Origin of the sequence: Anaeromyxobacter sp. PSR-1, from assembly GCF_000964525.1 — a bacterium.
Taxonomy (GTDB): Bacteria; Myxococcota; Myxococcia; order Myxococcales; family Anaeromyxobacteraceae; genus Anaeromyxobacter.
Map to the genome: position 1 here is coordinate 1 of NZ_BAZG01000172.1, position 9,676 is coordinate 9,676.

The following is a 9,676-nucleotide window of genomic DNA, read 5'->3' on the forward strand; positions in this document are numbered from 1 at the left end:
GGGCGCGCCTCCGCCGCGTCGGCGCGGGTGGTCAGCCCGGCGAGCAGCTTCCGGGCCTCGTCGCGGCGGTAGCGGTCGCGGCGCTTGCCGGAGAGCCCCTCCGCCTCGCGGCAGAACGCGGCGGCGGCGGCGGGGTGGCGATCCCGGCCCAGCGCCTCGCAGCGCGCCAGGTAGAAGTCCACCGCGGCGGTGGAGGGCTCCCCGCGCAGCGCGCGGGCGATCTCGGCGCGGAGCCGCGCCGCCTCCCCGGCCACCCGCGGCCCGGAGCGCTCGCCGACGCCGGCGAGCTGCGCGTCGGCGCAGAGGTACAGGCGCGCGTCGTAGCAGGCCAGCGCGCGGTAGTAGGCGATGAGCGCGTCAGCGCCCGCGGCGGCGCCGGTGCCGAACGCCTCGAGCGCCTCCTCGGGACGGCCCAGCTTCACCAGCGTCGCGCCGGCGTAGGGCCGCGCGTCCGGATCGCCCATCCGCTCGGCGACCCGGAACTCCACCAGCGCCTCGGTGTAGCGCCCCTCGCGGAAATGGCGTGCGCCGGCGAGCAGGTGCTCGCCGGCGTCCGCGCCGGCCGCGAGCGCGAGTCCGAGGAGGATCAGGGCGTGCGTGCTCACGGCCGCACCGCTCAGTGCATCCCGCCGGGCCCGCCGCCCATGCCGCCGCCGGTGCCGCCGCCGGTCCCGGAGCCGCCGTCCATGCCGCCGTGGCCGCCCATGGTCCCGCCGTGCATCTGCATCATCCGCTGCGCACCGGCGGCGTCGCCGCACTCGCCCGCGCCGTTCATGCCCGCGCCGTGGCCGGCGCCGTGCTGACCCTGCGCGCCCTCCGGCCGCTGCGTCGCGGCCTGGCCGGCCTGGTGGCGGAGCGCGTGCCGCTCGGCCGCGCGGGTGGCCTGCATCTCGCGCATCTCTGCGCTGTTGCGCTGCGCGATGCCCTGCATCGCCTGGCCCGGCAGCTCGGGGCGGCCGGCGCCGGTGGGCGCGTGCTGCATCATCGCGTCGTGCATCTCGGCGCGGACCTGGTCGTGCATCCGGGCGCGGGTCTGGTCGCCGGTGCCGGTGCCGTCGTGCAGCCGGTCGCGGTCCTGCGCCATCTCGCGGACCTGGTCGCCCATGGCGGTCGGGTCGGCCCGGTGCGCCGGGTCCTTCGCCATCTGCCGGACCGGGTCGCCGATCCCGCTGCCGTCGTGCAGGCGATCGTGCTGCCGAGCCTGATCGCCGGTGGTGGTGCCGTCGTGCAGCCGGTCGTGCTGCCGCACCTGGTCGCCGGTCCCCGTGCCGTCGTGCAGCCGGTCGCGATCCTGCTGCTGGACCGGGTCGGTGGTCGGGGTGGTCTGCGCGCGGGCGGCGCCGGAGGCGAGCAGCGCCGCTGCGGCTCCGATGATCCATCGCTTCATGGTGTCCTCACTGCGCCGCGACATGCGGCTCGACCCGATGTCAGAGCAACCCGCGTGCCGCACCGGATCTCGCGGGTTTGCGCCCCCCGGAGCGCCCCGGGTGTACCGGATGGTACGCCCGCGCGTACGGGCCGGTACAGCGCCCGTTCAGCGGAGGTGCCCGGCGAGGAACGCGCGCACCGCGTCCAGGGCGCGGGCCTCGACCTCGGCCTGCGTGGTGCCGCGCGCCGCGAGCGCGCGCACGCCGGCCTCGAGCGAGTGGTTCCCGTCCTCCACCACGTGCAGCGCGCTCGGCGCGCGCATGCGGCGGCGCACGGCCTCGAGCGCGTCGAGCGGGCAGAGCGGATCGCGCGTCCCCTGCACGAACAGGACGGGCGTGCGCAGCGCGAGCAACACCTCGTCGCGGAGCGTGCCGGAGGCGCCGCGCAGCGGGTACCCGAGGCACACGAGCGCCGCGACCTCCTCCTCGAGCGCGAGGTGGCAGCCGACGCGCGAGCCCATCGACTTTCCCGCCAGCACCACCGGCCGCCGCGAGCGGCCGCGCAGGGCCCGGAGCGCGGCGCGGTGCGCCTCGACGAGCACCGGCAGCCGGTCCGGCGAGCGGCGCCCGGCGAGCCGGTACGGGTAGTCGAAGCGCGCCACCTCGCCGATCGCCGAGAGGTGCGCGGCCCAGCGCTCCATCCACGCCGACGTGGACGCCGCGCCGGCGCCCGGCGCGAAGAGCACCCGCGGGCGATCCCGCCGCGCCCCGCTCACGGCGCCTCCAGCGGGAGCTGGCCGTCGCGCGGGTCCACCGCGCGCAGCACCGCCGCCCCGTGGCGGCCCGCCGCCGTGCAGGCGTCGCCGAGCGGCAGCCCGGCCGCGAGGAGGAACACGAGCGCGCCGGCGAAGCTGTCGCCCGCGCCGTACGCGCCGCCGACGGCCTCGGGCGCGGGCGGCGCCGGGAAGCGCTCCACCCCGGCGGCCGTCTCGATCGTCCCGCCGGCGGCGCCCTCGGTCAGCACCAGCGCGCCGGGCGGGACCGGGTAGTCGGCGCGCGCGCTCACCTCGCGCGCGTCGAGCCGGCTCCCCACCACCACGTCGGCGGCGACGCCGGACCGGGCCAGCGCCTCGCGGCGGCGGGCGGTGACCACCAGCAGGCGCGCCGCGCGGGCGGCGCGGAGCGCGGCGGGATCCTGGGCGGTGAAGTAGGCGGCGTCGCAGCCGGCCAGCGCGCCCCAGGGCAGCGGGTCGTCGGCGCGCGGGTGCAGCGGCTCGCCCACCACGACGATGGTCCGCTCGCCGTCCGGCGTGAGCAGCACGAGGTCGCGGGTGTGCGGCTCGGCCCGGCGGGCCGCGTGTACGCGCACCCGCGCCCCGCTCGCGGCGAGCGCCCGCTCCACCTGCGCGCCGGCCTCGTCGTCGCCGACGGCGGTGAACAGCAGCACCTCGGCCGGCGAGCGGGCGAGCTGCCAGAACGCGACCCCGCCCCCGCCGCCCGGGAACCAGCGCGGCGCCTCGAGGTGCGCGATCTCGCCGGCGCGCGGCAGCGCCGGCACGCGGCCGATGGTGACGTGCTCGACGTGGCCGACCACGGCGAGCCGGAGCGGGGGACGGGCGGGCGTCATGGCCTGGGAGGTAACACGGCGCCGCGCCCGCGGCCCGCCCCGGCGCGGCGCAGTTGTGGGCGGGGCCGCCCTCCGGTAGCGTCGGCGCGCACGGAGGCCACATGCTGGAGCGCATCGGGATCTCGCTCGAGGACGGGCTGCTCGAGCAGTTCGACAAGCTCATCGCCGAGAAGGGCTACGTCAACCGCTCGGAGGCGGTCCGCGACCTCATCCGCGACGCGCTGGTGCAGCGCGCGTTCACCGAGTCGTCCGGGCGCGAGGAGCGCGTGGCGGTGGTGACGCTGGTCTACGACCACGACTCCTCCAGCCTGGCGCAGAAGCTCGCGCACATCCAGCACGAGAACCACCGCGCGGTGGTCTCGGCGCTGCACGTCCACATGGACGCGCACAACTGCCTCGAGGTGCTGGTGCTGCGCGGGCGCGGCAAGGACGTGGTCGCGATGGGCGAGAGCCTGGTCGCGACCAAGGGCGTCAAGTACGGCAAGCTCGTGCCGGCCACCGCCGGGCACGACCTCCGCTGACGACGCTCGCGGTTGCGTCAACCCGTCCGGTTGACCCCGCCGCGGGACTCCAGTATCACGCTCCCCGGAATCGTGCTACGCGCCGGGGCGCCCGGCGCGCCGGGAGCGTCGCCCATCATGCCTGCCGCCCTTCCCGCCCGCCTCGCCCGCCCGGCAGCCCTGCTCGCGGCGCTGCTCGGGCCCGCGGCCGCTGGCGCCCATGAGCTGTGGCTCGCTCGCGAGGGCGCGGCGGTGGTGCTGCGCGCCGGCCACCCCGGCGCGCCGCAGCCCATCGACGCGGCGCGGGTGACGGCGATCCGGTGCCTTCCGGGACCCGGGCCCGGCCCGGCCGTCGACGCCCGCGCGCGCGCCGCGTTCGCGCCCGCCGAGGTCCGCATCCCGGGCCCGTGCGCGGTGGTGACGGTCGCGCTCCGCCCGGCGTTCTGGTCGCTGACGCCCGACGGCCAGGTGGAGCGGCCGCGCGACGAGGTCCCGGACGCGGTCCGCTCCTGGGAGGCGATCCAGCTCGCGAAGTGGATCGACCCCGGCGCGCCGGCCGCCGGGGCGGCGCTCGCGGAGCCGCTCGAGCTCGTGCCCGTGACGGACCTCTCCCGCGCGCGGAAGGGCGACAAGGTGACGGTCCGCGTGCTCGCCGGCGGCGCCCCCGCGCCGGGCGCCGCGGTGGCGCTCGGCCACCACGGGCTGGGCCTCACCGACTCGAAGGGCGAGCTGCGGCTCCGCCTGCGCGCGACCGGGACCACGGTGGTGAGCGCGTCGCTGCGGCGGCCGCTCGCCTCGCCGAGGGCGGAGTCGCAGGTGCTCGAGGCGAGCCTCTCGTTCGAGGTGGCCCCGTGATCCGCGCCGCCGCGCTGGCGCTGGCGCTGGCGCTCGCCCCGGGGGCCGCGCGCGGCCACGAGGTGCTGCACGAACTGGCGCCGGGCCACGCCGCCGGCCTGCGCGTCTACTACGCGGACGGCGAGCCGCTCGCGTACCAGGCGTACGAGCTGTGGTCCCCCTCCGACCCGCGCGTGCCCTGGCAGAAGGGGCGCACCGACCGCGCCGGCTGGATCGCGTTCGTGCCGGACGTGCCGGGCGCATGGCGCGTCAAGGTGGTGGACGCGGGCGGGCACGGGCTCGACGCGATGGTGCAGGTCCCGGCTGCGCAGGGCGGGCCGCCGGCCGGCCCGGGCGCCGGGTTCGTGCTGCGCCCGCTGCTCGGCGTCGCGGTGATCGCCGCGATCTTCGCGGCGCTGTTCGCCTGGCAGCGCCGGAAGGGAGCCCGGTCTTGAGGCGGCGGGCGACGACCGCGGCGCTCGCGCTCGCCACCGCCGCCGCCGTCGCAGCCGCCGTGCCGGACCGCGCCGCGGCGCACCACGGCGTCGCGGCCGTCGGGCTCGCCGGCCCCGAGGGGCCGGGCGCCGCGCTGGAGACGACCTCGGCGCTCCCGCTGCCGGAGCGAAGCCTGCTCGTGCTCGCGCGGGGGGAGTGGGTGCCGTACCAGCGCTTCGCCTGGGCCCGCCCCGAGAACAAGGACCACAGCGCGTTCGGCACCCTCGCGATCGGCTACGGGATCACCCCCTGGCTCACCGCATACGCGTTCCAGCCGCTGAGCGTGAAGGAGCAGGACGGCGTCGGCCGCAACGCCGGGGCCGGCGATCCGTCGCTCATGCTGGCGCTCGGCCTGAAGTGGGACGACGGCCTGCGGCTCGTGCCGGAGCGCGAGAGCCTGGACGACCTCGCCGACTGGCACTTCTCCGCGTGGGCCTCGAGCACGCTGCCGCTCGGGACCACCGGCGCACGAGACGACCGGGGGGCGCGCCTCGAGCCGGACATGCAGACCGGGTTCGGCGAGCCCAGCCCGGTGGCCGGCGTGGCCGCGCTGAAGCAGCTCGGCGACGACCTCACCTTCCTCGCCGACGCGAGCCGCCAGTGGTTCCTCACGCACCGCTACGAGGCCGGTCGCTACCGCTTCGGCGCCGAGACGCGGGTGAACGCGGCGCTGGTGTGGCGCGCGCTGGCGCGGCCTGGCCTCCGGCTCGATCTCTCCGGCGAGCTGAACGGCCTCGACCTGCGGCGCGACCGCGAGGAGGGCGAGGGCGGGGCCATGGTCCCGCTCCGCGCGTCGGGCGGGCGGGTGCTGTACGCCGGGGCGGGCGTTCGGGTCTTCGTGGGGCGCCTCTCCGCGGCGCTCGGCGTGCGGCGCGCGGCGGCCACCGCGCTCGACGAGCGGCCCGAGCAGCAGGGCTCGGAGGGCCTGGAGCGGTTCCGCGCCACGCTCGCGCTCTCCTGGCTCGTGGGGGGCTAGCCGATGCACGTCCCGGACGGCTTCCTCTCGCCCGCCATCACGCTGCCCGCCTACGCGGTCGCGGCGCCGCTCTGGGCGCTCGCCGCGCGGCGCCACCTCGGGCGCGACGCCGCCGACGCGCTGCCGGTGGTGGGCGCGCTCACCGCGCTCGCGTTCGTGGTGCAGACCATCGCCATCCCGGTGCCGGGCGGCACCTCCACGCACCTCGTCGGCGTGACGCTGCTCGCGATCCTCTACGGCCCGCTGCTCGCGTTCCTGTGCGAGTCGCTGGTGCTGCTGCTCCAGGCGCTGTTCTTCGGGGCGGGCGGCGTCACCGTGCTCGCGGTGAACGCGCTCGCCATGGGCCTCCTCGGCCCGCTCGCCGGCTGGGCCGTGCACCGGCTGCTGCGGCGCCGGGCCGGGCGCGCCGCCGCGTTCCTGGGCGCCTGGGTCTCGATGCAGGTGGCGGCCGGGGCGGTCGCGCTCGTGCTCGGGCTCCAGCACCGGGTCGCGCCGGAGTACTTCCCGGTGCCGTTCGCGGTGTCGGCGACGGCGCTGCTCGCGCCCAGCCTGGCGGTGACGGGCCTGGTGGAGGGCCTCTACACGGTGCTCGCGCTGGCGCTCCTCCGGAGGGCGGATCTCCGTGGCCTCGCCTGACCCGCGCCGCGAGCGGCTCCTGCTCTGCGGCTGGCTCGCCGCGGCGTTCGCGCTCTCGGCGGTGACCGACCTGCGCGCGCTGGGGCTCGCGGCGCTGGCGGCCGCCGTCGCGTTCCGGCGCGGGCTGCCCCGCGCGCTCGGGCGGGTGGCGCGGCTGGTGCTGCCGGTCACGCTCGCGATGTCCGCGCTGTCCTGGGCCTTCCTCCGCCTGGGCGCGCCGGTCGCGCCGCCGCTCGAGCCGTTCCTGGCGCTCGCCGCCCGCACGCTCCTGCTCGCGTTCCTGGCGTTCTCGGTGCTCGCCCGCGTGAACCTGCTGCGCGCGCTCGCGCCCTGGCCGGCGGCCACGCGGCTGGTGGTGATCGCGCTCGCGCAGATCCACGCGCTCCGCCTGCTCGCCACCGAGTCCGCCGACGGCCTTCGCAGCCGGCTCCCGCGCCGGCCCGGGCCGCTCGACGTGGTCCGGAACGCGAGCGGCATCACCGCCGCGCTGCTGGTGCTCGCGGTGCGGAACGCGCGCGAGGTGTCCGACGCCATGCGCTCCCGGGGGTTCTAGCCGTGGAATTCGAGGTGGACGTCCGGCGGATGGAGCTGCGCGGCCGGCCGGTGCTGCGCGACATCCGGTTCTCGGTGGCCGCGGGCGAGCGGGTGGTGCTGCTCGGCGTGAACGGCAGCGGCAAGACCACGCTCCTCAAGCTCATGGACGGGCTCGCGTTCCCGCAGGAGGGCGCGGTGCGCTGGCGCGGGCGCGCGCTCGACGCGGCGGCGCTCGCCGGGGCGGCGTTCCGGCGCGCGTTCCGCGGCGAGGTGGGGCTCCTGTTCCAGAACGTGGACGCGATGCTGTTCAACCCGTCGGTCGCCGACGAGATCGCGTTCGGCCCGCGGCAGCTCGGCGTCCCCGAGCCGGAGGTCGAGGCGCGCGTGGCGCGCTGGGCCGGCGCCTTCGGCCTGGAGGCGCTGCGGGAGCGGCCGCCGTTCGAGCTCTCCGGCGGCGAGAAGAAGCGGGTGGCGATGGCGGCGCTCATGGCGGTCGGGCCGAAGGTGCTGCTGCTCGACGAGCCCACCGCCGGCCTCGATCCCGCCAGCGCCGGGCGGCTGGTGGACTTCCTGGCCGGGCTGGAGGGGACGACCGTCGTCACCTCCACGCACCACCTCACGCTGGCGGAGGAGCTGGGCACGCGGGCGGTGCTGCTCGGGCCGGAGCGCGCCGGCGTGCTGCACGACGGCCCCACCGCCGCGCTCGTGCGCGACGAGCGGGCGCTGGTGGAGAGCGGGCTGGCGCACCGGCACGCGCACGCGCACGGGGCAGAGGTGCACGCGCACTTCCACGTGCACGACACGGAGTAGCCGCGGGCGCGGGGCTCGCCCGCGCGCCGGGTCAGCGGAAGGGGATCACCACGGCGCCCGCCGGCTGCGCGGGGCGGACGTGATCGGCGAGGCGGCGGTCGGAGCCCGCCATGTGGCCGGCCAGGCCGGCGCGCAGCTCCACCGCGAACGCGAGCGCGAGATCGTCCTCGCCGCGCTCCAGCGCGCCCTGGATCTCGTGCATCGCCTCGAGGAGGGTGCGGTGCTCCGAGGCGTGGTCGGCGAGCCCGGCGAACGCGCTCGCCTGCATGAGCATCTCCTCGCTGCCGAAGTGGACGCCGCTGTACGACACGAGCTGGGCCGAGAGCTGCCGGGCCATCCAGGGGCGGGCCTGCTCGATGGCCTCCGTCAGCGCGGTGACGAGCGCGATCTGCAGGTGGTGCTCGTGATCCATGGCCTCGTGGCCGAGGTCGAGCTTCTCGTTCCAGGCGTGCGCTTCGATCATGTCCGTGCTCCCGGCGCCCGGTCGGGCGCCTCGCCACAGTCCTTCCATCCGTACCCGCCAGAGGCAAGGCCTATCCGGGTAGGCCCGAACGAGCGAGCGTGCGCCGACCCGCTACACGGTGGGTGACGTCGATCGCGCCGAGGATCAAGCCCGGGGCCGGCGGGCGCGGCTCAGCGGCGGACCAGGCAGGGCGGGCGGTCGCGGAAGCGGCGCTCGTACGGGACGTAGACCAGGCACGAGCGCCCGCGGCCCTCCCCGGCGCACACCTCCTCGCAGGCCCGGTACGCCCGCGCGTGCGGCCGCGCCGTGGCCGCGCCGGTGCGCGCGTCCACCAGCCGGTCGTACGCGCCGCGCCGCCCCAGCCCGGCCTCGCCCGCCGAGTGCGCGCTCGAGACGATCACGTCCGGCACGCCCTCCGCCCACATGCCGGCCCCGGCGCGCTGCGCCTCGCGCTGCGCCGCGAGCAGCGCGGGATCGGCGGGCCCGTCCATCGCGAACACCGTCGCGAGCCCCTCGCGCACCAGCGTGCGCGACAGCTCGGGGCACTCCACCAGCAGCCGGCCGTAGCGGTCGCGCCCGCCGCGCCCGCGCACGCTCCGGCAGTCCCAGGTCCCGGCCGCCGCGCGCGGCCCGGCGGCGCGCGCGACGGCGAGCAGCGCCTCCGGCCGCCAGCCGCCCCAGCGGTGCACCGGCCCGTACGTCTCGAGCGTGTTCACGCCGGCGAGGCGCGCGCGCTGGCCCGCGCGCGGGCCGGAGACGAGCCGGAAGGTGTCGCCGTCGGTCCAGCGCACCGCGGCGGCCTCGCCGTCGAGCACCACCCGCCCCTCGGCGGCGCGGGCGGACCGGCCGCGCCGGGCGCGGGCGTCGGAGGGCGCGGCGAGCGCCAGGGCCAGGCAGCAGAGCGCGAGGAGCGGGCGGCGGGGCGGGATCACGCCGCCAGGATCGCACGGCGGGCGGACACGCGCCGCGCGCGCTTCAGCGGAGCCCGACCACCAGGATGACGAGCGTCACCGCCGACGAGCCCACCAGCGCCCAGCCCAGCTCGCGCAGCCGCTTCGGCGAGACGCGCACGAGGCACACCACGATCGAGAAGAGCGCGGTGGGGAGCGTGGCGAGCGCGAGCGCGCCGGGCAGGCCCGCGGCGCTGAGCGCCACGGCCGCGACCGCGAGCAGGCCGGCCAGCACCGCGTGGCGGCGGCCCGGGTCGGCGGCGCCCTTCGAGCGGACGCGCACCAGGATCACCTGCACCGCGAGCGTGGCCGCCCCGAACGCCAGGATCCAGGCGAGCAGCGCGGCGAGCGCGGCGGGGTGCTCGGCGCCGGCGGCGAGCGCCACGGCGTAGCCGGCGGAGGCGAGCGCGGCGGCCACCGTGATCTCGCCGGCGGCCGTCTTCTCGAGCCGGCGCCACACCAGCACGCCCACCAGCGCGGCGAG

At 78.1% G+C, this 9,676-nt stretch carries 13 protein-coding genes and 1 pseudogene; 7 read left to right on the forward strand and 7 right to left on the reverse strand.

All coding sequences use genetic code 11. From position 1 onward, the window contains the following. The 4 genes from PSR1_RS18755 to PSR1_RS18770 all read right to left on the reverse strand — a co-directional run. Positions 1 to 605, reverse strand: a 605-nt coding sequence (locus PSR1_RS18755) for a hypothetical protein (RefSeq protein WP_059438959.1), incomplete at its 3' end; no start/stop codon positions are given. A gap of 11 nt (positions 606 to 616) precedes the next feature. Further along, on the reverse strand, positions 617 to 1,387 hold the full coding sequence (locus tag PSR1_RS18760; protein WP_059438960.1) for a hypothetical protein: 771 nt from the start codon (positions 1,385 to 1,387) through the stop codon (positions 617 to 619). 147 nt (positions 1,388 to 1,534) lie between these two features. Beyond that, a complete protein-coding gene (locus PSR1_RS18765; protein WP_059438961.1) occupies positions 1,535 to 2,143 on the reverse strand; it encodes an alpha/beta family hydrolase in 609 nt (202 codons plus the stop codon). After that, entirely contained in the window at positions 2,140 to 2,994 is an 855-nt protein-coding gene (locus PSR1_RS18770) for a PfkB family carbohydrate kinase (protein WP_059438962.1), read from the reverse strand. Before PSR1_RS18770 ends, PSR1_RS18765 begins: the two co-directional genes overlap by 4 nt. A 101-nt stretch (positions 2,995 to 3,095) precedes the next feature. Between PSR1_RS18770 and nikR the strand changes: the two genes are divergently transcribed. From nikR to PSR1_RS18805, 7 genes are all read left to right on the forward strand, one after another. After that, on the forward strand, positions 3,096 to 3,515 hold the full coding sequence (gene nikR, locus PSR1_RS18775; RefSeq protein WP_011419556.1) for a nickel-responsive transcriptional regulator NikR: 420 nt from the start codon (positions 3,096 to 3,098) through the stop codon (positions 3,513 to 3,515). 117 nt (positions 3,516 to 3,632) lie between these two features. Continuing rightward, positions 3,633 to 4,349 (forward strand): DUF4198 domain-containing protein, encoded by a 717-nt coding sequence (locus PSR1_RS18780; protein WP_082100303.1) that lies wholly within the window; start codon positions 3,633 to 3,635, stop codon positions 4,347 to 4,349. Then, positions 4,346 to 4,783: a DUF4198 domain-containing protein gene (locus tag PSR1_RS18785; RefSeq protein WP_237758143.1), complete on the forward strand. Its 438-nt coding sequence runs from the start codon at positions 4,346 to 4,348 to the stop codon at positions 4,781 to 4,783. Before PSR1_RS18780 ends, PSR1_RS18785 begins: the two co-directional genes overlap by 4 nt. Next, a complete protein-coding gene (locus PSR1_RS18790; RefSeq protein ID WP_059438964.1) occupies positions 4,780 to 5,799 on the forward strand; it encodes a hypothetical protein in 1,020 nt (339 codons plus the stop codon). Before PSR1_RS18785 ends, PSR1_RS18790 begins: the two co-directional genes overlap by 4 nt. Before the next feature lie 3 nt (positions 5,800 to 5,802). Continuing rightward, positions 5,803 to 6,435: an energy-coupling factor ABC transporter permease gene (locus PSR1_RS18795; RefSeq protein WP_059438965.1), complete on the forward strand. Its 633-nt coding sequence runs from the start codon at positions 5,803 to 5,805 to the stop codon at positions 6,433 to 6,435. After that, positions 6,422 to 6,988 carry a hypothetical protein gene (locus tag PSR1_RS18800; RefSeq protein ID WP_059438966.1) on the forward strand — a complete coding sequence of 189 codons (567 nt, stop codon included), beginning with the start codon at positions 6,422 to 6,424 and terminating at the stop codon, positions 6,986 to 6,988. The genes PSR1_RS18795 and PSR1_RS18800 overlap by 14 nt, the downstream gene beginning before the upstream one ends. Before the next feature lie 2 nt (positions 6,989 to 6,990). After that, positions 6,991 to 7,779 (forward strand): energy-coupling factor ABC transporter ATP-binding protein, encoded by a 789-nt coding sequence (locus PSR1_RS18805; protein ID WP_237758144.1) that lies wholly within the window; start codon positions 6,991 to 6,993, stop codon positions 7,777 to 7,779. Between the two features lie 31 nt (positions 7,780 to 7,810). Here the strand turns inward: PSR1_RS18805 and PSR1_RS18810 are convergent, their stop codons facing one another. From PSR1_RS18810 to PSR1_RS18820, 3 genes and pseudogenes are all read right to left on the reverse strand, one after another. After that, positions 7,811 to 8,242: a bacteriohemerythrin gene (locus PSR1_RS18810; protein ID WP_059438967.1), complete on the reverse strand. Its 432-nt coding sequence runs from the start codon at positions 8,240 to 8,242 to the stop codon at positions 7,811 to 7,813. Positions 8,243 to 8,412: 170 nt separating this feature from the next. Continuing rightward, positions 8,413 to 9,174: a thermonuclease family protein gene (locus PSR1_RS18815; RefSeq protein WP_059438968.1), complete on the reverse strand. Its 762-nt coding sequence runs from the start codon at positions 9,172 to 9,174 to the stop codon at positions 8,413 to 8,415. A gap of 43 nt (positions 9,175 to 9,217) precedes the next feature. Beyond that, positions 9,218 to 9,676 (reverse strand): annotated as a pseudogene (locus PSR1_RS18820) (hypothetical protein); the annotation flags it as partial.

Coding starts and splice junctions, on each gene's coding strand:
- PSR1_RS18760 (WP_059438960.1), bottom strand. CDS start 1,387: ATGAAGCGATGGATCATCGGAGCCGCAGCGGCGCTGCTCGCCTCCGGC.
- PSR1_RS18770 (WP_059438962.1), bottom strand. CDS start 2,994: ATGACGCCCGCCCGTCCCCCGCTCCGGCTCGCCGTGGTCGGCCACGTC.
- nikR (WP_011419556.1), top strand. CDS start 3,096: ATGCTGGAGCGCATCGGGATCTCGCTCGAGGACGGGCTGCTCGAGCAG.
- PSR1_RS18780 (WP_082100303.1), top strand. CDS start 3,633: ATGCCTGCCGCCCTTCCCGCCCGCCTCGCCCGCCCGGCAGCCCTGCTC.
- PSR1_RS18795 (WP_059438965.1), top strand. CDS start 5,803: ATGCACGTCCCGGACGGCTTCCTCTCGCCCGCCATCACGCTGCCCGCC.
- PSR1_RS18810 (WP_059438967.1), bottom strand. CDS start 8,242: ATGATCGAAGCGCACGCCTGGAACGAGAAGCTCGACCTCGGCCACGAG.